This is a genomic window from Kribbella polygonati (assembly GCF_050320105.1).
In the GTDB taxonomy this organism is placed as follows: domain Bacteria; phylum Actinomycetota; class Actinomycetes; order Propionibacteriales; family Kribbellaceae; genus Kribbella.
The window spans coordinates 7043719-7068031 of sequence record NZ_CP190129.1 but is presented as its reverse complement, the minus strand read 5'-3'; the positions used below and the strand labels follow the sequence as shown (position 1 = coordinate 7068031).

Annotated in this window: 20 protein-coding genes; 14 read left to right on the top strand and 6 right to left on the bottom strand. The window is 70.4% G+C overall.

Annotated features, from left to right (window positions below; all coding sequences use genetic code 11):
* Nucleotides 1-2: 2 nt before the first annotated feature.
* Entirely contained in the window at nucleotides 3-500 is a 498-nt protein-coding gene (locus ACQHIV_RS33750; RefSeq protein ID WP_427888147.1) for a DUF2867 domain-containing protein, read from the top strand.
* Here ACQHIV_RS33750 and ACQHIV_RS33745 read toward each other — a convergent pair.
* Nucleotides 451-2283 carry an ABC transporter permease gene (locus ACQHIV_RS33745; protein WP_427888145.1) on the bottom strand — a complete coding sequence of 611 codons (1833 nt, stop codon included), beginning with the start codon at nucleotides 2281-2283 and terminating at the stop codon, nucleotides 451-453. The two genes, ACQHIV_RS33750 and ACQHIV_RS33745, sit on opposite strands and share 50 nt — an antisense overlap.
* A gap of 69 nt (nucleotides 2284-2352) precedes the next feature.
* Nucleotides 2353-2907 (bottom strand): TetR/AcrR family transcriptional regulator, encoded by a 555-nt coding sequence (locus ACQHIV_RS33740; RefSeq protein ID WP_427888143.1) that lies wholly within the window; start codon nucleotides 2905-2907, stop codon nucleotides 2353-2355.
* A gap of 91 nt (nucleotides 2908-2998) precedes the next feature.
* On the opposite strand from ACQHIV_RS33740, the gene ACQHIV_RS33735 reads away from it, so the two are divergent.
* The gene (locus ACQHIV_RS33735; protein WP_427888141.1) at nucleotides 2999-5650 is read left to right on the top strand and encodes a bifunctional FO biosynthesis protein CofGH; all 2652 of its coding nucleotides are present in this window, start codon (nucleotides 2999-3001) and stop codon (nucleotides 5648-5650) included.
* A 32-nt stretch (nucleotides 5651-5682) separates the two neighbouring features.
* Here the strand turns inward: ACQHIV_RS33735 and ACQHIV_RS33730 are convergent, their stop codons facing one another.
* Complete coding sequence (locus ACQHIV_RS33730) at nucleotides 5683-5988, bottom strand: hypothetical protein (protein ID WP_427888139.1); 306 nt, start codon at nucleotides 5986-5988, stop codon at nucleotides 5683-5685.
* Nucleotides 5989-6136: 148 nt separating this feature from the next.
* Here ACQHIV_RS33730 and ACQHIV_RS33725 point away from each other — a divergent pair, with 148 nt between their 5' ends.
* Nucleotides 6137-8023, top strand: coding sequence for a sensor histidine kinase (locus tag ACQHIV_RS33725; protein WP_427888137.1), 1887 nt, complete (start codon nucleotides 6137-6139; stop codon nucleotides 8021-8023).
* Nucleotides 8011-8649: a response regulator transcription factor gene (locus tag ACQHIV_RS33720; RefSeq protein WP_427888135.1), complete on the top strand. Its 639-nt coding sequence runs from the start codon at nucleotides 8011-8013 to the stop codon at nucleotides 8647-8649. Before ACQHIV_RS33725 ends, ACQHIV_RS33720 begins: the two co-directional genes overlap by 13 nt.
* Nucleotides 8650-9100: 451 nt before the next feature.
* On the opposite strand, the gene ACQHIV_RS33715 is transcribed toward ACQHIV_RS33720, so the two are convergent.
* Nucleotides 9101-9739: a hypothetical protein gene (locus ACQHIV_RS33715; RefSeq protein WP_427888133.1), complete on the bottom strand. Its 639-nt coding sequence runs from the start codon at nucleotides 9737-9739 to the stop codon at nucleotides 9101-9103.
* The gene (locus tag ACQHIV_RS33710) at nucleotides 9732-11666 is read right to left on the bottom strand and encodes an acyl-CoA dehydrogenase (RefSeq protein WP_427888131.1); all 1935 of its coding nucleotides are present in this window, start codon (nucleotides 11664-11666) and stop codon (nucleotides 9732-9734) included. The genes ACQHIV_RS33715 and ACQHIV_RS33710 overlap by 8 nt, the downstream gene beginning before the upstream one ends.
* Before the next feature lie 100 nt (nucleotides 11667-11766).
* On the opposite strand from ACQHIV_RS33710, the gene ACQHIV_RS33705 reads away from it, so the two are divergent.
* From ACQHIV_RS33705 to ACQHIV_RS33665, 9 genes are all read left to right on the top strand, one after another.
* Nucleotides 11767-12162, top strand: a complete 396-nt coding sequence (locus ACQHIV_RS33705) for a TOBE domain-containing protein (RefSeq protein WP_380195018.1) — start codon at nucleotides 11767-11769, stop codon at nucleotides 12160-12162.
* Nucleotides 12162-12944: a molybdate ABC transporter substrate-binding protein gene (modA, locus tag ACQHIV_RS33700; RefSeq protein ID WP_427888129.1), complete on the top strand. Its 783-nt coding sequence runs from the start codon at nucleotides 12162-12164 to the stop codon at nucleotides 12942-12944. Before ACQHIV_RS33705 ends, modA begins: the two co-directional genes overlap by 1 nt.
* Nucleotides 12941-13747, top strand: a complete 807-nt coding sequence (gene modB / locus ACQHIV_RS33695; RefSeq protein WP_427888127.1) for a molybdate ABC transporter permease subunit — start codon at nucleotides 12941-12943, stop codon at nucleotides 13745-13747. The genes modA and modB overlap by 4 nt, the downstream gene beginning before the upstream one ends.
* Nucleotides 13744-14817, top strand: coding sequence for an ABC transporter ATP-binding protein (locus ACQHIV_RS33690; protein WP_427888125.1), 1074 nt, complete (start codon nucleotides 13744-13746; stop codon nucleotides 14815-14817). The genes modB and ACQHIV_RS33690 overlap by 4 nt, the downstream gene beginning before the upstream one ends.
* A gap of 212 nt (nucleotides 14818-15029) precedes the next feature.
* A complete protein-coding gene (gene lanKC, locus ACQHIV_RS33685; protein ID WP_427888124.1) occupies nucleotides 15030-17585 on the top strand; it encodes a class III lanthionine synthetase LanKC in 2556 nt (851 codons plus the stop codon).
* A 4-nt stretch (nucleotides 17586-17589) separates the two neighbouring features.
* The gene (locus tag ACQHIV_RS33680; RefSeq protein ID WP_184839847.1) at nucleotides 17590-17727 is read left to right on the top strand and encodes a SapB/AmfS family lanthipeptide; all 138 of its coding nucleotides are present in this window, start codon (nucleotides 17590-17592) and stop codon (nucleotides 17725-17727) included.
* A 126-nt stretch (nucleotides 17728-17853) separates the two neighbouring features.
* Nucleotides 17854-19623: a prolyl oligopeptidase family serine peptidase gene (locus ACQHIV_RS33675; protein ID WP_427888123.1), complete on the top strand. Its 1770-nt coding sequence runs from the start codon at nucleotides 17854-17856 to the stop codon at nucleotides 19621-19623.
* Complete coding sequence (locus ACQHIV_RS33670; RefSeq protein ID WP_427888121.1) at nucleotides 19620-21272, top strand: ABC transporter ATP-binding protein; 1653 nt, start codon at nucleotides 19620-19622, stop codon at nucleotides 21270-21272. The genes ACQHIV_RS33675 and ACQHIV_RS33670 overlap by 4 nt, the downstream gene beginning before the upstream one ends.
* Entirely contained in the window at nucleotides 21269-22954 is a 1686-nt protein-coding gene (locus ACQHIV_RS33665; RefSeq protein WP_427888119.1) for an ABC transporter ATP-binding protein, read from the top strand. Before ACQHIV_RS33670 ends, ACQHIV_RS33665 begins: the two co-directional genes overlap by 4 nt.
* Here ACQHIV_RS33665 and ACQHIV_RS33660 read toward each other — a convergent pair.
* Nucleotides 22933-23532, bottom strand: a complete 600-nt coding sequence (locus ACQHIV_RS33660) for a response regulator transcription factor (protein ID WP_427888117.1) — start codon at nucleotides 23530-23532, stop codon at nucleotides 22933-22935. The two genes, ACQHIV_RS33665 and ACQHIV_RS33660, sit on opposite strands and share 22 nt — an antisense overlap.
* 91 nt (nucleotides 23533-23623) lie before the next feature.
* Between ACQHIV_RS33660 and ACQHIV_RS33655 the strand changes: the two genes are divergently transcribed.
* Nucleotides 23624-24163 (top strand): DUF5946 family protein, encoded by a 540-nt coding sequence (locus ACQHIV_RS33655; RefSeq protein WP_427888115.1) that lies wholly within the window; start codon nucleotides 23624-23626, stop codon nucleotides 24161-24163.
* The last annotated feature ends 150 nt before the right edge of the window (nucleotides 24164-24313 follow it).

The following is a 24313-nucleotide window of genomic DNA, read 5'->3' as shown; positions in this document are numbered from 1 at the left end:
CGATGACCACCACACTGCACGAACTCGACGACCTCGTGCCGGTCGTCGACGAGATCGACGTGAAGACGGCGCGCGGCGACCTCACGCTGCGGGAGTTCGTCGCGGGCGCGTTGACCTACAGCCCCTTGTGGGTCAAGGGGTTGTTCGCCGCCCGGATGGCCGTCGCCGCAGTACTCCGGCTGGAAACCACCGGCATCCCGGACTCGCGCCGGCTGCGGCCGGAGACGGTGAGCTTCACGCCGGGCGAGAAGGACGCGTTCTTCACCGTGAAGCGCGGCGAGGAGGACCGCTACCTGCTGCTCGAGGTGACCGACAACCACCTCGTCGGGTACCTCGCGTTCATCACCGACAACGAGCGGCCCGCGACCTTCAAGGTCGTCACGCTGGTGAAGTTCCTACGGCCGGCCGGGCGGTTCTACTACAACCTGGTCCGGCCGTTCCACCACGTCATCATCCTCGGGATGTGCCGAGCGGGCGAGACGTCGCGCGCGAAGCGGTGAGCGCCGCCGTACCGCCGACCACCACCAGCGCGACCCCGAAGATCAGCCCGAGCAGCCGCCACGGAATCGCCAACACGGCCAGGCCGTAAGGCCCGGCCGCGATCCCCGCGAGCGCGGCCGCCGCGACCACGGAACCGAGCAGTACGCCGACCACGACAACGGTGGCCGACTCGACGACCGCGACCGTGACGACCTGTCCGCGGGTCAACCCCGCGAGCCGCGACAGCGTGAACTCCTGCCGCCGGTCGGCCGTCGACATCACGACCGCGTTGACGACCGCCACCGCCGTGAAGATCCCGGCCAGTCCCATCAGCGCGGCGAACAGGTCGGCGTTGCTGCGCTGCTGCGCCTCCCCTCGCGCGACCGCCCACTTCTTCACCGGCTGCCCGTCCAGCGTTCCGCCCGGGGCGAGCTTCACCAGCGTTTCGGTCCGCCCGCCGGCCGGCAGCAAGGTCCGCGGAATGAAGAAGTTTTCGCTGACATCCAGCGTTTCCGGCATGATCGCGACCACCCGGACGGTCGTCCGTTTGTTGCCGAGCGCAACCTTGAAGGTCGACCCGAGCTTGTACCCCTCGACCGCCATTCCCGGCCCGATCGCGATCGTGTTCCCGGTCAGCCGGTCCAGCGATCCCTTTCGCGGTCGCAGCCTGTGGGTCGCCTGGTACGCCGCCGGATCGATCCCGATCGCCTCGGAGTACACCGTGTTCCGGCCGCGCGTGACGACGATCGGTACGGCGGTCTGCACCGACGCGGCCGCGATCCCCGGACCGGCCGCGACCGGGTGGTCGAGGACCACGTCGGCGGTGATCAGCCGTTGCTGCTCGACGCCGACCGCCTTCGCGAGCGAACCGAACGTGCCCCACATCCCGACCACCAGACCGACCAGCACGATCAACGGCGCCGCGGTCGCCGCGCTCCGGCGGACCGCATGCAGCACGCCGGCCCGGGCGAGGTCCGCGATCAGGTTGCCGCGGACAACGATCGCGGGGAGCCGGCCGGCCAGCGGTACGACGACCGGGCTCAGCTGGCTCAGCGCGACGGACCCGCTGATCATCACGACCAGCCCGATCATCAACCCGGCGACGAGGTCCCGTGCCGCCTGCGCGGCGACCACCAGCAGTACGGTGCAAAACGCGGCCGACAACCCCCAGAACCAGCGCCACCCCGTCATCACCCGGCGTGCCGCGCGCCCCTCGACGATGGCCTCGAGCGGCCGGATCCGCGACGCCCGCCAGGCCGCCGCGAGTACGCCGGCCAACGCCGTACAGATGCCGATGATCATCGCCACCCACACCGCGCCGGCGTCCCACGGTGCGTCGAACCAGGACGGCAGCATCCCCAGCTCGACCAGCAACCACGCCTGCGCCCAGGTCGCGACGGCTCCGACCGGTACGCCGAGCACGCTGCCGGCTGCCCCGAGCAGTGCGGCCTCGACCACCACCATCACGCACAGGTAGCCGCGCTGCGCCCCGACCAGCCGGAGCAGCCCGAACTCGCGGCGACGCTGCACGGTCATGAACCCGAACGTCGTACTCACGATGAACACGCTCAGGAAAACGGCGAGCATGACCGACATCCCGAGCAGTGTCGCGGCACCGACGTACCCCTCGCGGACCTGTGCCCGCTGGTACGCCGACAGTCCGGACGGGAGTACCGGGTGATCGGTGGCCGCCAGCATCTGGAGGTCCGACTGCACCAGTCCGACTCCGAGTGCGACGGCCACCATCGCGCCGGCGAACAGCTGCCACCTGGTGCGCAGCGCTCCGACAGACAACCTCAGCATTCGTCCAGCCAACCGCCCGGACCCTCGCCGTACGTTGGCCTACGCACCCGACCGCGGGTAGCTCCCGCGCTACCTCAGCACCTCGAGCAGGGCGGCGAAGTCCCGTCGGTCCACCTTCCGCGCCCCGATCAGCGCTTGCATCAGCAGGCCGTCGAGGGCCGCGACCAGCAGCCGCGCCTTCTCTGGATCGGCCGTGAAGGTCCGCGCGATCTCGGTCAGCGGCTCCAGCCAGGCCTGCGCCGACTCCCGCAGCTCGGGCCGCCGGGCGGCGTACAGGTACAGCTCGTACAGCGCCAGCGTCCGGCCGCGACGGCGTACGACGCTGTGCTCGATCAGGCGAGCCAACTCGTCGGCCGGGCGGGCGCCGAGCTCGGTCCCGCGGCCGTCCAGCTCGACGGCGAGATCCTCCGCGGCCGACTGCAGCGCCGCGACCAGCAGGGCGTCCAGGGTCGGGAAGTGGTAGGTGATCGAGGCGAGCGACACATCGGCCTCGGCGGCCACCGCGCGATGGCTCACACCTGCGACTCCGTCGCGTTCTATCACGGCCAGAGTTGCCGTCAGCAGCTCGCTCCGGCGCTGCTCACCGCGCCTTCGGCGACCGTCGACACCCTGCTTGACCTGCACGAACAGCAAACTATCAGGACGTCCGTACGGATTGATTTTGGTTCCCGGAATCGCGGGATCAACCGTTTTCGGCAACTTATTCTCGGATTCCGTGGCCACTGAACTGACGACTGCGATGCGACGCGCACTGAAGCGTGCGGACGACGGCAAGACCCTCGACCCCGCGGAGGTGGAGGTGCTGCTCGGCGCGACCGGCGACGCCCTCACCGCGCTGATGGCGACCGCGGCCCGGGTCCGCGACCAGGGCCTGGCCGACGCCGGCCGGACCGGCGTGATCACGTACTCGAAGAAGGTCTTCATCCCGCTCACGCGGCTGTGCCGGGACCGCTGCCACTACTGCACGTTCGCGACCACGCCGGGGCGCGTGCACGCGCCGTACCTGTCGCCGGACGAGGTGCTGGAGATCGCGCGGCAGGGTGCGGCGATGGGCTGCAAGGAGGCGCTGTTCACGCTCGGGGACGCGCCGGAGCAGCGGTGGGACGCGGCCCGGACCTGGCTGGAGGAGGCCGGGTACGACAGCACGCTGGACTACGTACGGGCGATGGCGATCCGGGTACTCGAGGAGACCGGGCTGCTGCCGCACCTGAACCCGGGCGTGATGTCGTGGCAGGACCTGCAGCGGCTGAAGCCGGTCGCACCGAGCATGGGGATGATGCTCGAGACCACGTCGCGGCGGCTGTTCGAGGAGAAGGGCCAGCCGCACTTCGGGTCGCCGGACAAGGACCCTGCTGTTCGGTTGCGGGTGCTCGAGGACGCGGGGCGGTCGAACGTGCCGTTCACGACCGGGCTGCTGATCGGGATCGGGGAGACACTGGCGGAGCGTGCGGACTCCGTTTTCGCGCTGCGGAAGATCGCGCGGCAGTACAACGGGTTGCAGGAGATCATCATCCAGGGGTTCCGGGTGAAGCCGGACACGGCGATGCGCAACGACGCCGACGTACCGCTGGACGAGTGGCTGGCGGCGATCGCCGCGACCCGGATCGTGCTCGGGCCGCGGGTGCGGGTGCAGGCGCCGCCGAACCTGGTCGACCTGGACGAGTGCCGGAAGCTGCTGGACGCCGGGGTGGACGACTTCGGTGGGGTGTCGCCGTTGACGCCGGACCACGTGAACCCGGAGCGGCCGTGGCCGCAGATCGACGACCTGGCGAAGGTGACCGCGGATGCGGGGTTCGTGTTGCGGGAGCGGCTGACGGCGCATCCGGAATACCTGCGGGAGCCGTGGCTCGACCCGCGGCTGATCTCGCACGTCGAGGCGCTCGTCGATCCCGCGACCGGGCTGGCCAACGAGTCCGCGATGCCGGTCGGCCTCCCGTGGCAGGAACCCGACGGCGGCTGGGACAGCGTCGGCCGCACCGACCTGCACACCGCCATCGACACCGAAGGCCGCCGCACCGAAACCCGCTCCGACTTCAACGCCGCCTACGGCGACTGGGACACCCTCCGCGAGCAGGTCGCCGCCCGCCGCGCCGCAGAAGCCGCCGCCTCCGGCGGTGGGACGGGGGATGCCGCCTTCCCCGACGCAGGGGCTGCTTCCGGTGGCTGGGGTGAGGGGTCGGGCGACGCCCTCTCCTCCCCCACAGGAGGATCGCTTGCGGGCGGGTCCTCGCCGGAGCGGATCTCCGCGGAGGTGAAGGCGGCGCTGGCTGCCGCGGAGCGGGATCCGGCGGGGTTGTCCGACGAGCAGGCGTTGACGTTGATGACGGTTACGGGGCCGGCATTGGACGAGCTGGCCCGGATTGCCGATGGGTTGCGGAAGGCGACGGTCGGGGACGACGTCACGTATGTGGTGAATCGGAACATCAACTTCACCAACGTCTGTTACACCGGCTGCCGGTTCTGTGCGTTCGCGCAGCGGCGGAGTGATGCGGACGCGTACTCGCTGTCGATGGACGAGGTCGGGCAGCGGGCCGAGGAAGCCTGGGTGATCGGTGCGACCGAGGTGTGCATGCAGGGCGGCATCCACCCCGACCTCCCGGGTACGGCGTACGCCGACCTCGTCCGCGCGGTGAAGGACCGGGTCCCGGACATGCACGTACACGCCTACTCCCCGATGGAGATCATCAACGGCTCGGTGCGGACCGGTCTGTCCATCGAGGAGTTCCTGATCTCGGTGAAGGAGGCCGGCCTGGACAGCATCCCCGGCACCGCCGCGGAGATCCTCGACGACGACGTGCGCTGGATCCTCACCAAGGGAAAGTTGCCGACGGCAAGCTGGATCGAGGTGATCAGCACCGCGCACCGGGTCGGCCTGCCGTCCAGCTCGACGATGATGTACGGCCACGTCGACGCCCCGCACCACTGGGTCCAGCACCTGCGCACGATCGCCGCGGTGCAGGACGAGACCGGCGGCTTCACCGAGTTCGTGCTGCTGCCGTTCATCCACCAGAACTCGCCGATCTACCTGGCCGGCATCGCCCGCCCCGGCCCGACGTACGACGAGAACCGGGCGGTGCACGCGATGGCGCGGATCATGCTGCACGGCCGGATCGACAACATCCAGTGCTCCTGGGTGAAGCTCGGCGTCGACGGCTGCGTCGCGGTGCTGAACGGCGGCGTGAACGACATCGGCGGCACGCTGATGGAGGAGACCATCAGCCGGATGGCCGGCTCCAAGCACGGCAGCCGCAAGTCGATCGCCGAGCTGACCGCGATGGCCGACGCCGCCGGACGCCCGGCGCGGCAGCGCACCACGACGTACGGCGAGGTCCCGGCCCGCCCGGCGACCGAACTGGAACTCGCCTGACCCTCCTCCCTCCGAGAGGGCCAGGCGACTGGTCACTTGACCGGGTCGAGGTCCACCGCCCGGGTACGGCGCCGGCTGCCGACGCGGTACCCGAGCGCGACGAGCAGGTTGCCGACGAGATAGATCCCGCCGGTGACCACGCCGTACGCGATCGGCAACTGGTTCGGGTCGGCGGGGAACGCCTCATGGCTCCCGCCGACCCAGGACCTCATCAGGTACAGCGTCTGAAACGTGAAGCAGTAGCCGTAGATCGCGATGTACGTGATGTGGGCAACGAGCCGGTTCCGCAGGAAGAAGCCGAGCGGGAAGGCGAACAGGACGGTGGCGATGGCGATCACGGGAATCCCCTCCTCGAGTAGCTGACTCCTCCACGATCGCCGCAGCGCCGGGCGCGCCGCATCGGTGCTGCCGCCGGTCCTGACCCCGGGCCGGCCACTACGTGCTGGCACGGGTGCGTACGACACGTTCTGCGGTCATCATGTGGTTGTGGTCCGGCCCCGGCGTCTCGTCGTCGCCGCGGCGGTCGTGTTCGTCGCGGCCGCCGCCGTACGCGCGGTGCTCGCCTACGGACCGCCGTCGATCGGCGGACCGGCCGAGTGGCCGACGTCGACCGCCCTGCTGTTGCCTGCGTTGGCGCTGGGCTGCCTGGTGGCCGTCCGCGTTCCGGCAAGCCCGATCGGGCCGGCGCTCGCGTTGACGGCGACGATGCCCGCGATCGTCTTCACCGTGGAGGACTGGGGCTCCACGGCCCGAACTGCCCACCCTTGGCCGGCGGCCCGCGTGGTCGACGTGATCGGCGCGGGCGTGTGGGCGTGGCTGTTCCTCGGGTTCGTGACGTTGGTCCTGCTGTTCCCGGACGGTCTACTGCCCGGCCGCCGGTGGAAGCTGCTCTGGGCGGCCGTACCACTGTCGGCCGCGCTTGTGAACTTCACGGTCTCCTCGGACCAGTCGGGTCCCCTGCGGGTGGCGCTGGTCGTCGTCACGTTCGTGGTCTTCCTCGGTGTCCTGCTCGCGGCCGCGTCCAGCCTCGTCGTCCGCTACCGGCGCGGCGATCAGCTCACGCGGCTGAGGCTGCGCTGGTTGATGGCCGCGGCTCTCGCCGTACCGATCCTGCTGGCTGCCAGCTGGGTGGCCACCGCGCTGGGTGTCCCCGGAACGCTTGCCTACACGTGGTTCCTGGTCGCGATGCTGGTCCTGGTGCCGGGCGCGATCGCAGTCGCGATCCTGCGGCACGACCTGTTCGACATCGACCGCCTGCTCGGCACGACCGTCAGCTGGATCGTCACCACGCTGATCTCCGCGGGCGTGTTCGCCGCCCTGGTGGCTGTGATCGGCGGGTACTTCCCGGACCGCGTCGGCGTCACGGCCGCCGCCTTCGGCACCGCCCTCGTGCTGCTCCCGCTGTACCAGTGGATCCACCGCGCGATCGGCCGGCTGGTCGACCCGGACCGCACGGTTGTCCTGGAACGGATCCGCTCGTTCGTCCGCCGGGTCCGCGACGGCGAGGCCGAGCCCGAACAGATCGAGTCCGTACTGCGTTCCGCCCTCGACGACCCGGCGCTCCGCGTGCTGCTCCGCCGCCCGGGTGCGGAGCTCGATGTACCGGCCGGCGCGATCCCGTTGCGGACCGGCGACTCGGTCGTCGGCGCGCTGGTCCTCGGTACGACGTCCGCGCGCCGCGTCCGCCGCGCCCGCGAGGCGGCCGTCGAGGCGCGGCTGCCGATCGAGGTCAGCCGGTTGCGGCTGGAACTCCGCGAGGTGCTGGCCGAGGTACGGACCAGCAGGGCGCGGCTGATGGGCGAGGTGACCGCGGAACGGCTGCGGCTCGAGCGGGACCTGCACGACGGCGCGCAGCAGCGGCTGGTCGCGATCGGGATGCGGCTGCGGTCGGTGCAGTACCAGCTCACGCCCGGCGACCCGGCGCACCGGGAGCTCGACGAGGTGGTGGAGACGGTCGAGCACACGGTCGCGGAGCTCCGGCGGATCGCGCACGGCGTCCGGCCGAGCCGGCTCGACGACGGGCTCGCGGTCGCGCTGCGGCACCTGGTCGCGGACAGCACGTTGCCGGTCGATCTCGTCGTACCCGAGCTGGAGGTCGGAGAGAGCGCCGCGACCGCGGTGTACTTCACGGTCGGCGAGGCGATCACGAACGCGCTCAAGCACGCGCGGGCGACCCGGCTCTCGGTCTCGGTCGGCGTCAGCGGTCAGGTACTGCGGGCCGTCGTCCGCGACGACGGCGTCGGCGGGGCCCGCGAAGGGTTCGGGCTGACGTCGCTGCGGGACCGGGTCGCGTCGGTGGGCGGCGCGTTCACGGTCGACAGCCCGCCCGGCGCGGGAACCGCGATCACCGTGGAGATCCCGTGCGCATCGTGATTGGCGAGGACTCCGCCCTGTTCCGCGAGGGTCTGAGCCGGCTGCTGACCGAGAACGGTCACGACGTCGCCGGTACGGCGGACTCCGCGGACGTGCTGCTCGACGTCGTCCGCGCGGTGGACCCGGACCTGACGATCATCGACGTACGGATGCCGCCGACGCTGACCGACGACGGCGCGCGGGCCGCGGTCACGCTGCGTGCCGAGCGGCCGGACCGGCCGATCCTGATGCTGTCGCAACACATCGAGACCCGGCACGTGGTGGGACTGGTCGGTACGGGCGGCTTCGGGTACCTGCTGAAGGACCGGGTGCTGCGGGTCGGCGACTTCCTCGACGCGATGCGCCGGGTCGAAGCCGGCGGGTCGGCGCTCGATCCGGAGATCGTCGCCGCGCTGGTCACGCCGACCCGCGCCGACGACCCGCTGTCCGCACTGTCCGCCCGGGAACGCGAGGTGCTCGCGCTGGTCGCCGAGGGGCGCTCGAACAGCGCGATCGCGGCCCACCTGGTGCTCGCCGAGCGGACCGTCGAGAGTCACATGCGGAGCATCTTCCAGAAGCTCCGGATCGACGACGCCCCGGACACCCATCGCCGGGTGCTGGCGGTCGTCAAACTGCTGAAAATCTGACCACTTGCCCAGATCATAGTTGTTGCAGCAGGCAACATCTCTACGGAAAGTGAAGGAAGTTTTACTGAGCGTTGCTTACTTCAAAGGCAATGCAAATGTTTGAACCGGAGGATTCCCGGTACCCCGGGCCGCGTGACAGTTTTCTCTTGTCGGTGACGGACGGGTCACCGGCACCGGGTCCAGGTGGTTCCGATGTACTCCCGTCCGCGACCGGACTGTACCTCCCCTGCCGGCCGCGGAATGGGTCTCGGGCCCGCCCTCCTTCGGGCCACTGCCCTCTCGGGGCAACAGCAGGACGCCGGCCGTGTCGGTGGGGTGTTGGTCGCCAGTGAGGTGGCGACCAACACCCGACGCGGTCGGCGTTTCTTTCTGGAGGCCGTCCGCGGTACTGGTGCTGCTGGGGACCAGTACGGCGGGCGGTCTCTTGCTGCTACGGGTGCTGATACGGGTGCTAGTACGGGTAGGTGTCGTCGCGCCGGGTCGGGTCCAGGTCCCAGAGCGAGAACCGGACGATCTTGTGCGACTCCTCGCCGCCGCCCGGGACCAGGCCGAACGACTCGTACGCCTTCGAGCCCATGCCGTCCAGGTAGCAGAGCAGCTCGAACGCGGTCTGGGCGTCCTCGATGTCGTCGATCGCGTCGTCGGTCAGCGCGTCGTCCGGGGCGTCCTCCGCCCGGCTGCGCACGTACCGCACGAAGGCTTCCGGGTCGGTGACCACGTAGTCGTAGCGGGCCTGGTAGCTGAGCCGCAGCCCGTTCTCCGGGAGCATCGGCTCATCGAGGTCGTCCAGGTCGTCCAGCGCGCCGCCCTCGACGATCTCCCGGTAGTCGGCGGGATCGTCGAAGTCGTCCGGGCCGAGCGGCAGGTCGTCCAGCTCGTCGGGGTCGTACGAGTCGATCCCGAGGAAGATGTCGCCCCAGCCACGCTCGTGCACGGCGTCCGCCAGCGCCCGGGCCTGCACCCGGACGTTCTCGATCGCGGCGGTCGCCCGCAGGTCGTGCAGGTCCAGAGCGTCCGCCTGCTCCAGCAACACCCGGGCGAGCTCACGGGCGGCCTCGGCGGCCGACGCGGGTTCGATCGACTCACTCATGCTGTGACGGTACAACGATGGGCACGTCGACCGCCGCGCCCGGTACGCCGAACGCGTCGACCAGGGCGACCGCCGCCGGGCGGACGGTCGCGCAGAGGTCGTTCACCAAGGCGGTGATCGCCTTCGAACGGCCCGGTGACAACCGCCCGTGCTCGAGGTACCAGGCACGCTCGGCTTCGATCGTCACCAGCGCGTGCAGGTCGTACAGGTCCTGCAGCACCGGCCGGATCTCGTCCGGCGCGTCCTGTACGGCGGCCTGGAACGCCTCCAGCACCACCCGGTCGACGTGCGCCCGCCCGGCCGCGATCACGTGGTCCTGGCACCGGTTGAACACGTCGAACGCGTCGTCGCCGGCGTCCACCCCACCCTTCAGCCGCCGCGCCACCCCGGACAGCATGTGCTCCTCGCGGTACCGGAGCAGCCCGGAGTGATACGCGTCGTCCCGCAATCCGGCATCGGGGTCGCCGGCGTCGCTCCGGTTCGGTACGACGTCGCGCAGCCGCTCGATCAGCGGGCGGAGCGCCGCCTTCTCGACCGCGATCTCCACTGCCTGTGCCGCCACGAAGCGCGCCGTACCCAAGGGGTCCAGCTCGCCGAACGACCGGCGGTAGTCGGTCAGCAGGCCCTTCGCGACCAGTTGCAGGAGGACGGTGTTGTCGCCCTCGAACGTGGTGAAGACGTCCGTGTCCGCCTTCAACGTGGCCAACCGGTTCTCCGAGAGGTACCCCGCGCCACCACAGGCCTCGCGGCAGAGCTGGATCGTCTCGGTCGCGTGCCAGGTGCCGAGCGCCTTCGTCCCGGCGGCCTGTGCCTCCAGCGCCCGCCGGTCGTGCTCGTCCCGGTCGTCGGTTCTCTCGGCACCGAACACCCGCGCGAACTCCTCGACCAGCTCGGCCTGTGCGAAGTGCAGCGCATACGTCCGGGCCAGCAGCGGCAGCAACCGGCGCTGGTGCATCCGGTAGTCGAGCAGCACGGTCTCCTCGCTGCTCCCGGGCGCCCCGAACTGCCTGCGTCGGTCGCCGTACCGGACCGCGATCGTGAGCGCGACCTTGCTCGCGTTGATCGCCGCGCCGCCGACCGACACCCGGCCCTGGACCAGGGTCCCGAGCATCGTGAAGAACCGGCGGTCCGGGTTCTCGATCGCGCTGGTGTAGTTGCCGTCAGCATCGACCTGGGCATACCTGTCCAGCAGAGCCTCCCGCGGCACCCGGACCTGGTCGAAGACGATCCGCCCGTTGTCCACGCCGTTCAGCCCGAGCTTCGGCCCGCAGTCCGACAGCGTCACACCGGGCAGCGCCGCGCCGTCGGCGTCCCGGATCGGCACCAGCAGGCAGTGCACGCCGTGGCTGTCCCCGCCGACCACGAGCTGCGCGAACACGGCCGCCATCCGCCCGTGCCGGGCCGCGTTCCCGATGTAGTCCTTGCGTGCCGCCGGGGTCGGCGTGTGCACGACGAACTCGTCCGTCGCAGCGTCGTACGTCGCGGTCGTGCCGAGGGCCTGCACGTTCGACCCGTGGCCGGTCTCGGTCATCGCGAAGCAGCCGAGCAGTCGCCCGCTGATCGCGTCCGCCAGATACCGCTCGTGGTGCCGCTCGGTGCCGAGATGCAGGATCGCGCCGGCGAACAGCCCGAACTGCACGCCGGCCTTGACCATCACCGAGAGGTCGCCGAAGGCCAGCGTCTCGAAGGCCGCGATGAAGCCGCCGAGGTCCGCCGCCCCGCCGTACTCCTTCGGGTAGCCGCGCGCGGGCAGCCCGGCCGCGGCCGACTCCAGCAGCAGGCCGAGAACCCGGTCCCGGTACTCGTCGCGCGGCAGTTCCACCGCGAGGTCCTTCAGATCGGCGTGCTCGGCCAGCGCGGCCCGCACGGCGTCCCGCGCCGCCTTGTGCGGCCCGTCCAGGTAGTCACGCATCGCCGTTGTGCTCATGCCCATCAACATACGAGGATCGGGCCCCGGTTTCCGTCACCGATCCGTGACTGTGGAAAAGCTGGCATCAATCCGTAGGTGCGGAAGTATGCTGTCTACCGTGCCGAGTTTGCGGGTAAGTGAGGCGGCGGCGCTGCTGGGCGTCAGCGACGACACGGTCCGCCGCTGGATCGATCAGGGCCGGCTGCCGTCGCAGCAGGAGAACGGCCGGATGGCGATCGCCGGGCAAGCGCTCGCCGCGTTCGCCCAGGAACTGGCGGACTCGCCGGAGCCCGGGAACACCACCGCCGCCTCGGCCCGGAACCGGATGCGCGGGATCGTCACCCGGGTCCTCAAGGACGGCGTGATGGCGCAGGTCGAGATGCAGGCCGGGCCGTTCCGGGTGGTGTCGCTGATGAGCCGCGAGGCCGCCGACGAGCTCGGGCTGGAGCCCGGCGTGGTCGCGGTCGCCTCGATCAAGTCCACCCATGTCGTCGTCGAGATCCCGGAGGCCTGATGTTCCGCCGTACCGCGTTCGCCGCCCTGGCCGCAGTCGCCGCCTTCGCCCTCGCCGGCTGCGGGAGTGACACCCCGGCCTCCTCCGGCTCGCCGTCGTCCTCCGGTACGTCGTCGTTGTCCGGCGAGATCAACGTGTTCGCGGCGGCGTCGCTGACCGGGACGTTCACCCAGCTGGGCAAGGACTTCGAGGCCGTGCACCCCGGCGTGAAGGTGAACTTCAACTTCGACGCGAGCTCGGCGCTCGCGCAGCAGATCAACAAGGGTGCGCCGGCCGACGTGTTCGCCTCCGCGGCGCCGAAGAACATGGACCAGGTGACCGACAAGGGCACCCCGACCAACTTCGTGAAGAACACCCTCGAGATCGCCGTACCGAAGGGCAACCCGGGGCACATCACCGGCCTGAAGGACTTCACCGACAAGAGCAAGAAGATCGCGCTGTGCGCCCCTGAGGTGCCGTGCGGTGCAGCCGCGCAGAAGGTGTTCAAGGCCGCGGGCCTCACCGCGCAGCCGGACACTCTGGAGAAGGACGTGAAGGCGGCGCTCACCAAGGTCAGCCTCGATGAGGTCGACGCGGCGCTGGTCTACAAGACCGACGTACTGTCCGCGAAGGACAAGGTCGAGGGCATCGAGTTCCCGGAGGCGAGCAAGGCCGTCAACGAGTACCCGATCGCCACACTGACCAAGGCGCCGAACCCCAACGGCGCCAAGGCGTTCGTCGACTACGTGCTGTCGGACAAGGGCAAGGCGGTCCTGACCGCCGCGGGCTTCGACGCACCGTGAGCCGCCGTGGCAGGCGTACGAGCGGGCGGCTGCCCCTCGTACTCCTGCTGCCTGCACTGCTCGGACTGGCGTTCCTTCTCGTCCCGCTGATCGGCCTGCTCACCCAGGCTCCGTGGTCGACGCTCCCGGCACGGCTGTTCAGCGCTGACGTCTGGCAGGCGCTACGGCTGTCACTTGTGTGCGCTACCTCGGCCACTGTGTTGTGCGTTCTGCTGGGCGTCCCGCTGGCGTGGCTGCTCGCAAGAGGCGGGTTGCCGGGGCGCAGCGTCATCAGAGCCTTCGTAACAGTGCCCTTGGTTCTGCCACCCGTGGTCGGCGGCGTCGCCCTCCTGCTGGTACTGGGACGACGCGGGCTGGTCGGTCAGTACCTCGACTCGTGGTTCGGCATCTCCTTGCCGTTCACAACAGCCGGTGTGATCGTGGCGGAGGCGTTCGTGGCCATGCCGTTCCTGGTGATCTCGGTGGAAGGCGCGCTGCGCGCTGCGGATCCGCGGTACGAAGAGGCGGCGGCGACACTCGGAGCCGGTCGCTGGACGACGTTCCGGCGCGTGACACTGCCGTCGATCGCGCCAGGCGTGGTGGCCGGGATGGTGTTGTGCTGGGCGCGGGCACTGGGCGAGTTCGGCGCCACCATCACGTTCGCGGGCAACTTCCCGGGGCGTACGACGACCATGCCGCTGGCCGTCTACCTGGCGCTGGAGACCGACCCGGACATCGCCGTCGTACTCAGTCTGGTGCTCCTGCTCGTCTCGGTCGTCGTACTGGCCTCATTGCGCGAACGCTGGATCAGTGGGCTGCGATGACCCTGCACGCAGACCTGCAGGTACGCCGCGGCGCCTTCAGCCTCGCACTGGACCTGGCTGTCGAGCCAGGCGAGGTCGTCGCGCTTCTCGGACCCAACGGTGCCGGTAAGACCACCGCGCTGCGCGCCATCTCTGGACTGCTCGCACTGGACGGTGGACGCATCGCGCTGAACTCCACGGTCTGGGACGAGCCGCCACGGACCTTCCGTACGCCGGACCACCGTCCGATCGGTGTGGTGTTCCAGGACTACCTGCTGTTCAACAACCTGAGCTGCCTGGAGAACGTGGCGTTCGGGCTCCGTGCGCGCGGCGTGGAGAAGCAAGCAGCCCGCACCGAGGCCGGCCGCTGGCTGAACATCGTGGGTCTCTCGGAGTACGCGCGTACGAAACCCCGCGCACTGTCCGGCGGCCAGGCCCAACGCGTCGCCCTTGCGCGAGCCCTCGCCACAGAACCCGAAGTACTGCTGCTGGACGAGCCCCTGGCCGCGCTTGACGCCAGTACGACGCTGCACGTCCGCGCGGAGCTCGGCCAGCACCTCTCCCGCTTCGAGGGCCGTACGCTGCTGGTCACACACGACCCGCTGGACGCCATGGTGCTGGCCGACCGCCTGATCATCATCGAGAACGGCCAGGTCGTCCAGGAAGGTAAACCGACCGAGGTAGCCCACCGCCCACGCACCGACTACGTGGCCCAGCTCGTAGGCCTCAACCTCTACCAGGGCACCGCAGCAGGTACGACAGTCACGCTGGCTGAGGGCGGCTCGATCACCCTCGCGGAACCGGCAACAGGCAAGGTCCACGTCGCCTTCCCGCCGACCGCGGTGAGCCTTTACCCCACCGCACCCGCCGGCAGCCCTCGTAACACCTGGCCGGCCGTTGTCACCGGCATCGAACAGCACGCCTACACCGTGCGGGTCCGTCTGAAGGCCTCGCCTACCGGACCAGCCGACCTCCTCGCGGACATCACTCCGGCCGCCGTGGCCGACCTCCAACTGCAGCCAGGCCTCTCGCTGCACGCGACGCTCAAGGCCACCGAGGTCCGCACTTACCCGTCCACGACACACACCTGACGAAGTTACGGGCCGTGACGGGTTCGGGACGGATTGACATGTTGTTACGACCGGTTTCACGCTCAGCCGAGCCGTCATCGTAACGAAGAGTGTTTACTTACTCACTCGTAGTATGTGCGTTCTTCACATCAGAGTGATGACATCGTGCACTACGTCCGCCACTGAAAGACCTTCAGGATTTGTGGGGCACCACGAAGGGGGGGCGGACAGTCATGCACGAGAGCTACGAGTTCTACTGCCTTGCGGATCGTCGGTTCTACGAGACGCCGGCCAACCGCGGTGCCGCGCATCCGGACTTCGCGATCACGCGGCGGCCGGTTCCGGACGGCTGGCAGCACGTGCCGGGCGAGCAGTGGATGCACTACGCACCCGCCGGCCTCCGGCTGCCCGCGCAGGGCTGGAAGATCCACGTGTCCGCGCGTCTGCAGGACGTCGAGCGGACCCTCGCCGCGGTCTGGGACTACTGCGTCCCGCGCGGCATCGCGTTCAAGTTCCTGCGCAACGAGGCCGTCCTGGTGATGACGAACTCGAAGGCCGCTCCCCGCGGGTCGAGCGGCAAGCTGGTGACGATCTACCCGACCGACGACGCGCAGCTCGAGCTGGTCCTCAAGGAGCTCGACGACGTACTGCGCGGCGTCGAAGGCCCTTATATCCTGAGCGATCTGCGCTACGCCGACGGCCCGCTGTTCGTCCGGTACGGCGCCTTCGTCAGCCGCTACTGCCTGTCCCCGGCCGGCGAGCGCGTGCTGGCGATCGAGGACGTGCACGGCAACCTCGTCCCGGACCATCGCGGCCCGACGTTCGTCACGCCGCCCTGGGTCCAGCTCCCGGACTTCCTGCAGCCGCACCTGGACGCCCGCAACGCCGTCACCACGAACGACCTGGCGTACACGATCGACGGCGTCATCCAGTTCTCGAACGGCGGCGGCGTGTACGTCGGCCACCACAACGAGACCGGCGACCGCGTCGTACTCAAGGAAGGCCGCCCGTACGCCGGACTGGACCTGGCCGGCCGGGACGCCGTGGCGCGGATCTCCCACGAGCGCGACATCCTGCGGCAGCTCGACGGTCTCGACGCGGTGCCGAAGATCCACGACTACCTACAGCTCGGCGAGCACCATTTCCTCGTCCAGGAGCACATCGACTCGGTGTCGCTGCAACGTGAGCTGGTCCGCCGGTACCCGCTGACGCATCCGGACGCGACGGACACTCAGAAGGCCGAGTACGCCGAGTGGGCGACCGCGATGGTCGCCAAGGTCGGCGAGGCCGTCGGGCAACTGCACGACCGCGGCGTGGTGTTCTGCGACCTGCACCCGGACAACCTGCTGCTCGACGTGAACGGCAAGCTCACGCTGATCGACTTCGAGGTCGCGACCAAGGCGGAGGACCAGGCCCGCTCGACGCTGGCGCACCCCGGGTACGCCGCGCCGCCGGACCGGCAGGGCGTCGACGTCGACCGGTACGCGCTCGCCTGTATCGCGCTCGGTGTTTATGCGCCGCAGGCAACCATCCTGCTGAATCTCCATCCGGGCAAGGCGTTCCAGCTCGCCGACATGATCGCGGAGACCTTCCCGGTGCCGCGCGCGACGCTCGACGACGCGGTCCGGACGATCGTCGGTACCAGCACGACCAACGACCTCGACGACGTCGCCCTGCCCGGCAAGGCCGCGTGGACCGACGTACGGGCGGCCCTCACCACCTCGATCGTCGCGAGCGCGACGCCGGAACGCACGGACCGATTGTTCCCCGGCGACATCGCGCAGTTCCGCGACGGCGGCGGGATCGACCTGGCGACCGGTGCGGCCGGTGTGCTGTACGCGCTCGCGAAGACCGGCGCCGGACGGTTCCCGGAGTACGACGACTGGCTCCGGCAGCGGGCGTTCGACACCGCGGCCGGGCCGGGGCTGTACGACGGGCTGCACGGTGTCGCGCACGTACTCGACGAGCTCGGGCACCGCCAGGACGCGCTGGACCTGGTCGAGCGCACGCTCGCCGACGACTGGACCACCCGCGAGCTCGGGCTGCATTCCGGCCTGGCCGGGATCGGGTTGAACCTCCTGCACTTCGACACCGAGCCGGCGCTCCGGGCGCAGGCCGTCCGGGTCCTCGACCTGGTGGCGGACCGTCTCGAGGCCGACGTACCGGAGATCAGCGGCGGTCAGTACGCGCGGGCCGGGCTGATGTACGGGTCGTCCGGGCCGGCGCTGCTGTTTCTGGAGGCGTTCGAGCGACTCGGTGACACCGGGTTGCTCGACCTCGCGGAGATCGCGCTCCGGCAGGACCTCAAGCGGACCGTGCTCACCGAGGACGGGATGCGGCAGGTCAACCAGGGCTGGCGGACGCTGCCGTACCTCGAAGAAGGTTCGGCCGGGATCGCGCTCGTCCTCGAGCGCTACCTGCGGCACCGCCCGTCCGCCGAGCTCGGCACGGTCCTCGCCGAGCTCCAGCGGGTCACCCACTGTTCGTACTACGTCCAGCCCGGCCTGTTCATGGGGCGCGCCGGCGTACTTCTGACCGCCGCAGCGCTAGGTGATCGGGTCGACGACCTGGTGCACGGGCTCGGCTGGCACGCGATGCCGTACGCGGGCGGCCTCGCGTACCCGGGCAACCAGTTGCTCCGGCTCTCGATGGACCTGGCGACCGGATCGGCCGGCGTCCTGCTGGCCCTGGGCACGGCGCTGCACGGCACGCCGGTGTCCCTCCCGTTCCTCGGACCTCCCCAGTGGTCCGAGCCAACATCCCGACGAACCGCACCGAAGGAGGTGTAAACACATGGCACTTCTCGACCTTCAGGGCCTCGAGACCCCGGGTTACGGCCACCACGGCCACCACCACGGCGGCTCCACGCTGACCGTGCTGGGCTGCGCTTCGCAGACCCCGAGCAACCTGAGCCTGCTGCTCTGCCACTGATTCACGGCACCTGTTATGCCAGGTAGTGAGGCCCTGGGCGGGGAACCCCTGCCCAGGGCCGACCTGTGTCCGGGGTAGCTCCGGGCCGGTGCGCTCGTTGTGTTGGTGGGAGAGGGGAGAAGTGAGGTGATCGATTCCGTGCAGTCCTACCCATGCGCCGAGCGTCTGACGCTCGTGGAGCAGGTGCACGGCACTACCGTTGCGGATCCGTACCGCCGGCTCGAGGACCCGTCCGCCGCCGAGGCGTGGCAGCGGGACCAGGACGAGTTGTGGCTGACGTACGCCGCTTCGCTGAGCACCAGGTTCGGCTGGAAGAACCGGGTCCGCGCGCTGTCCGCCGTCAGCAGCGTGTCCACACCGGTCCGCCGCGGCGACCGCTGTTTCACGCTGCGCCGCGAGGCCGGGCGGCACGCCGTACTGTTCGCCGACGAGACGCCGCTGATCGACGTACGGCAGCTGGATCCGAGCGGGCTGACCACGCTCGACGGGTGGCAACCATCGCCGGACGGCAGCAAGGTCGCGTTCCAGCTGTCCAGAGGTGGCACCGAGGAGTCGACGCTGTCCGTCCTCGACGTCGGCAGCGGTCAGCTGGTCGACGGCCCGATCGACGGCTGCCGGTACTCCCCCGTGGCCTGGCTCCCGGACAACCGCACCTTCTACTACGTCCGCTTCCGGCAGGTACGCCGGCACTCGCTGGGCGATCCGGATGACGCCACGATCCTCGCCGACGAGGCGACGTACGGGCTGGAGCTCAGCGCGGGCCGCTGGCTGACGATCTGTACGCCGACCGGCCTGTGGTTCCAGGACCTGGCGACCGATCCGGCGCCGAAGCACATCCCGACCACGGACACCACGGTCATGTCGGTGGGTCCGGACGGCCGGCTGTACGTCGTGACGCCCGGGCGGATCCGCGTCGGCGACCCGGCCGCGCCGACGGTCTGGCACGACTACCTCGCGCCGGAGCGGCCGCTGACCGGCCTGGCCGTCCTGGACGACGTCGTACTGGTCGGCACGGCCGCCGAGATCACCGTGCACGACCGGCTGACCGGCGAGAGCCGCGGCACGGTCGGACTCCCGGGGTACGGGTCGGTCGGGTCGCTCAGCGCCGACGGCAACCGCGCCTGGTACACCTACACGGACAGCGTGACCCCGCCGGCCGTCCGCTGCTACGACCCCGGCACCGACCGGCCGACCGAAGCCCGGGCCCTGACGACCGACCTCACCATCATCGGCAAGCCAGGTCCCACGATCCTCTACGGGTACGGCGGTTTCGGGCAGGAGCTGACCCCGACGTACTCCGCGTTCGCGCTGGCCTGGGTCGAAGCGGGCGGCTGCTTCGTCACCGTGAACCTCGCCGCGGGCACCCGGCACGACAAGCAGCGCGTCATCGACGACTTCATCGGCGCGGCCGAGCGGCTGATCGCCGACGGCTGGACCACCGCGGACCAGCTCGCGATCTGCGGCGAGTCGAACGGCGGACTGCTCACCGCCGCCGCGGTCACCCAGCGCCCGGAACTGTTCGCCGCCGCGGTCTGCTCGGCGCCGTTGACCGACATGGTCCGCTACGAGCTGTCCGGTCTCGGCGAGCGCTGGACCGCGGAGTACGGGACGGTGCGGGACGCCGACGACTTCCGGAGCCTGCTCGCGTACTCGCCGTACCACCGGGTCGTCGACGGGGTGAGGTATCCGGCCGTGCTGCTGACCGCGTTCGGGAACGACACTCGCGTGGATCCCTTGCACGCAAGGAAGCTGACCGCGGCCCTGCAGCACGCGACCGCCGGCCCGCGTCCGATCCTGTTCCGCTTCGAGCCGGACGCCGGCCACACCACCGGCGGCATCGGCCTCGCCGCCGACATCCTCGCCTTCGTCGCCGACCAGACCGGGCTCCGAGCATGATCACCTTCAACGAGGTGGCCAAGCACGGGCGCGGGTGGCTTCCGCTGATCGGGTTGAATGCCCTGATCGGCAGCGGCATCACGTTGGCGCTGCCCACGGTTCTCGGCCGTTCGGTCGACTCGATCGTGGCCGGGGACGGCTATGCCCGCTGGCTGATCGCCGCGGCCTCGCTGATCGGGCTCGGGATCGCGGCCAGCATCGTCGACGCGTTCGCGGGCGCGGCCTGTGTCGCGGAAACGACCGCCTGGCTGCGGAACCGCCTGGTCAGGCACGTCGTCCGCGGCGGCCCCGACGGCTCCCGCGAGTTCGAGACCGGCGACCTGGTCACCCGGGTCTCGGCGAACGCGACCGACGCCGCCCAGGCCGGACCGGCCCTGGTGACGGCGATCGCCGCGATCGCTCCCCCACTCGGCAGCCTGATCCTGCTGGCCGTCATCGACCCGTGGCTCGCGGCCGCGTTCTTCGGCGGCGTCCTGCTGGTGATCCTGGTGCTCTGGACCTTCGCGAAGCGCACCGCGGGCGTCAGCCTCGCCTACCAGGAGACCCAGGGCCGGATCGCCGCGCTACTGTCGGAGTCGCTGACCGGCATCCGCACGATCCAATCCGCCGGTACGACGGACCGCGAGGAGCGCCGCATCCTCGGGCTGCTCCCCGAGCTGCACCGGCACGGCGTCGTCACCTGGCGGATCCTGGCCCGTTCCGGCGCCCAGGCCGCGGTCGTCGGCCCGCTCGTCCTCGTCGCCGTACTGGCCGTCGGCGGCCTGCAACTGGTGGCCGGCAACGTCACCGCGGGCGAGCTGTTCGCGGCCTCGCAGTACGCCGTCCTCGGCGCCGGGCTCGGTAACCTGACCGGCGTCCTCGGCGAACTGGCCCGCGCGAAGGCAGGCGTCCGGCGGTCCGCCGAGGTGATCGCGATCGAGCCGGTCGCCCACGGCACCCTGTCGCTGCCGCGCGGTTCCGGGCAGCTGACGTTCGACGGCGTCAGCGTCGTCGCGAACGGGAATCTCCTGCTGGACAACGTGAATCTCGACCTGCCCGGCGGCGTCACGATCGCGGTCGTCGGCCCGAGCGGCGCCGGCAAGTCCGTCCTCGCGGCGGTCGCGGCCCGGTTGCGGGATCCGTCGACCGGACAGGTCTCGCTGGACGGCGTACCGCTGCAGGCCGTCAGCCGGAGCGTGCTGCGGCACGCGGTCGGCTGCGCGTTCGAGCGCCCGCAGCTGATCGGCCGTACCGTCGGTGAGTCGATCGACCCGCACGCCGTGAGCCCGATCAGTACGCTGGCCGCGGCCCGCGCCACCCACGCGCACGACTTCGTCAGCCGGCTGCCCGACGGGTACTTCACCTCGTTGCGGAAGGCCCCGATGTCCGGCGGCGAACGTCAGCGCCTCGGCCTGGCCCGCGCCTGGCCGGCCCGGCGGCTGCTGGTCCTCGACGACGCCACATCCAGCCTGGACACCGCGACCGAACGCCAGATCAGCCGCACCCTCACCGAGGACCGCCGGCACCGCACCCGCCTGATCGTCACCCACCGCCCCGCCACCGCGGCCCGCGCGGACCTGGTCCTCTGGATGGACCACGGCCGCGTCCGCGCCCTGGCCCCACACGCCGACCTCTGGCAGCACACGTCGTACCGAGCTGTCTTCGGATGAAACGAGAACTGTCGCACGGCGCGAGCGCGCTCCGGAAGAAGGCCACGCTCCGGTTGATCGGGTGGTCGGTTCCGGAGATCCTGCCGACGGCGGTGTACGGGATCGCGGTGGCGCGGGCGACGGACAGCTTCCTCGCCGGGCACGCCTGGCAGGGGATCGCGTGGCTCGGTGGGCTGGTCGCGACGGCCGGCCTCGGCGCGGCCGGAGCGCGGCAGGTGTACGGGCGGCTCGGCGAGCTGGTCGAGCCGTTGCGCGACGATCTGGTCCAGCGGGTCGTCGGCGGCGCGCTCCGCACCGGCGACGACGGCGCGGTGGCGCGGCTGAACCGGCAGGTCGAGATCGTCCGCGACACGTTCGCCGGGCTGGTCCTCGTGCTGCGGAGCTTCGCGGTGACGCTGTTCGGCGTACTCACGGGATTGTTGTCGCTGGCGCCGATCGTCGCGGCGTTCGTCGTACCGCCGTTCCTGCTCGGGGTCGGATTGTCGCTGGCCGTGCTCGGGATGGCGGCGGACCGGGTGCGGGCCTCGCTGGCGGCAGACGAGGAGCTGGCAGCGTCGGCGGGCATGGTGTTCGGCGGGGTGCGGGACATCACCGCGACCGGGACCGAGGAGTACGCCGAATGGCTTGCGGAGCAGCCGATCCAGGCGCACGCGGCGGCCGAGCGGGCGCTGGCGAAGGTGTCGGCATTGCGGACGTTGTGCTTCGCGGTCGGCGGGTGGCTGCCGTTGCTGATCCTGCTCGCGGCCGGGCCGTGGCTGGTCGGGCGGGGTGTCAGTACGGGGACGTTGCTCGGCGGGCTGACCTACGTACTGATCGGATTGCAGCCCGCGTTGAACACGGTGATGAACGCGCTCGGCGACAGCGGTCTGCGGTACGTCATCACGCTCGGCCGGATCCTCGACACGTCGGCGCCCGTCGAGAAGCCGCGTCACATCCACGAACTGAGCGGCTACCAGGTCCGACTCCGCGGGCTCACCTTCGCATACGGGCCGAAGGCCGAGCCGGTGCTCGACAAGCTCGAGCTGACGATCCCCGAAGGCGAGCATCTCGCCGTCGTCGGGCCGAGCGGTATCGGCAAGTCGACGCTTGCCGGGCTGGTCTGCGGGATGCTCACGCCCACGGGCGGGCAGGTGCTGCTCGGCGGCGCGGCACCCACCGAGGTGTCCACCGACCGACTCGCGCAGGCCAGGGTGCTGATCCCGCAGGAGGCGTACGTCTTCAGCGGCACGGTCCGCGACAACCTGTCCTACTTGTTGCCTGACGCAACGGACCACCAGCTCGAGGTCGCCGCGAAGACCGTCGGCGCCGACGAGCTCGTCGAACGGATCGGCGGACTGCACGCCGAGGTCAAACCGGCCGAACTGTCCGCCGGTGAGAAGCAACTGCTCGCGCTGGTCCGCGCGTACCTCTCGCCGGCGCCGCTCGTCGTCCTCGACGAGGCGACCTGTTTCCTCGACCCGGAGGCGGAACGTCAGGCCGAGGAGGCGTTCGCCAAGCGCCCCGGTACGTTGATCGTGATCGCGCACCGGATCAGCTCCGCGCTGCGTGCCCGCCGCATCCTCGTCCTGGACGGAAACCAGGCCACGCTCGGCACCCACGCCGCGCTCATGCGAACGTCCCGGATGTACCGCGACCTGCACGGTAACTGGAGCCCCAGCACTCAGATCCAGCCGGCCTCGTAGGCTTTCCGGATAGCCTCGATCCGGCTCCGTGAACCGGTCTTGGCGAGGATCCGTGACAGGTAGTTGCGGACCGTGCCCGTGCTCAGGCTGAGCGTGCGCGCCACCTCCTGCGCCGTCGCGCCGGTCGTGACCTGCCGCAGCACCTCGCACTCGCGATCCGTCAGCGGGTTGTCCCCGGCCTTCAGAGCGGCCACAGCCAGCCGTACGTCGACCACGGGCAGCCCCTTCGCGACGTCGCGGACCGCCTGCACCAGCTGGTCGGTGGTCGCGTCCGTGGCGATCAGCCCGATCCGCGGCGCCTGCTTGACCAGGGCGAGGCTGGTCGCCGGGATCGCCTCGTGGTCGATCAGCACGAGCACGCCGCGCCCGGCGAGCTTGCGGCAGAGCTCCTCGATCCGGATCCGGCCGGGCAGCTGCGGGTCGAGCAGGAACACGTCCGGGCGCCGGCCGGCCACCTGGAGCACGTCCTCGGCGCGGTCCACGTCCGCCACCACGTCGAGGTCGTTCTCCCGTGCCAGCACCGCGGCCAGCGCGCCACGCACCAACGTGCCTCGATGGCCGAGCGCCACTCGGATCACCGCTACTGCCCCCATCACATCTGTCTGCCTCAGCCGCCCCCAGCGACGAAACTCACATGCCGGGCGGCGGTGCCCGTGCTTCGATCAACGAGTGAACGTCCCGGATGACACGCACACGTCAACAGTTTGTCCAGGCTGCCGCGCCGTACTGCCCCGTTCCGGCTGGCCGGGGACCACGAAGTACAACGCGACCCCGGAGTGCGCGGAGGTCGCCGGCGAGCTGCTCGGCTTCGAGGTCGAGAACGCCGCCCGGCTCGGCTACCTGCACCAGCTCCGGATCGACGCGTACGGCGCCCAGCACGTGCACCCGGACGCCCCGCCGATCGGCCCGGTGTTCGCCCTGAACGGCCTCTACATGTTCCTCGAACGCGGCTCCGGGAACCTCGCGGTCCGGACCGCGCACGGCATCATGGCGAACTCGTACGACGACTGGCCGCGGCTCGTCCCGCCGGCCCGGGCCGGCGAGCTGACGGCGTACGACGTACTCACCGCCGGCGGGGTCGACGAAGTTGAGTCGACCCTGCTCAGGTGGGCCCGCGAGGTCTGGGATTCATGGCCGGATACCGAGCGTGAAACCGTCCGCGATCTGACCGCGGAACTGGTCCCGGAACGCTATTTCGGACACCCATAAACCGATCGGTTTTGATCGTTGCCGCATCGGCGTGTCGGGGCCGGAAGCCGTTCTGTTGTTGGGGTTTCGGAACATCAGCGGACGGAAAAAGTTCGGCCAAATTCCGATCTGGGGTTGCGTTTCCGGAGAACCTCACCGAGGATGGCTCAG

What these genes read in the sequence shown, in the direction of transcription:
- ACQHIV_RS33680 (WP_184839847.1), top strand. Translation starts at nt 17,590, where the DNA reads ATGGCACTTCTCGACCTTCAGGGCCTCGAGACCCCGGGTTACGGCCAC.
- ACQHIV_RS33745 (WP_427888145.1), bottom strand. Translation starts at nt 2,283, where the DNA reads ATGCTGAGGTTGTCTGTCGGAGCGCTGCGCACCAGGTGGCAGCTGTTC.
- ACQHIV_RS33715 (WP_427888133.1), bottom strand. Translation starts at nt 9,739, where the DNA reads ATGAGTGAGTCGATCGAACCCGCGTCGGCCGCCGAGGCCGCCCGTGAG.
- ACQHIV_RS33670 (WP_427888121.1), top strand. Translation starts at nt 19,620, where the DNA reads ATGATCACCTTCAACGAGGTGGCCAAGCACGGGCGCGGGTGGCTTCCG.
- ACQHIV_RS33710 (WP_427888131.1), bottom strand. Translation starts at nt 11,666, where the DNA reads ATGAGCACAACGGCGATGCGTGACTACCTGGACGGGCCGCACAAGGCG.
- ACQHIV_RS33750 (WP_427888147.1), top strand. Translation starts at nt 3, where the DNA reads ATGACCACCACACTGCACGAACTCGACGACCTCGTGCCGGTCGTCGAC.
- lanKC (WP_427888124.1), top strand. Translation starts at nt 15,030, where the DNA reads ATGCACGAGAGCTACGAGTTCTACTGCCTTGCGGATCGTCGGTTCTAC.
- ACQHIV_RS33665 (WP_427888119.1), top strand. Translation starts at nt 21,269, where the DNA reads ATGAAACGAGAACTGTCGCACGGCGCGAGCGCGCTCCGGAAGAAGGCC.
- ACQHIV_RS33690 (WP_427888125.1), top strand. Translation starts at nt 13,744, where the DNA reads ATGACCCTGCACGCAGACCTGCAGGTACGCCGCGGCGCCTTCAGCCTC.
- modA (WP_427888129.1), top strand. Translation starts at nt 12,162, where the DNA reads ATGTTCCGCCGTACCGCGTTCGCCGCCCTGGCCGCAGTCGCCGCCTTC.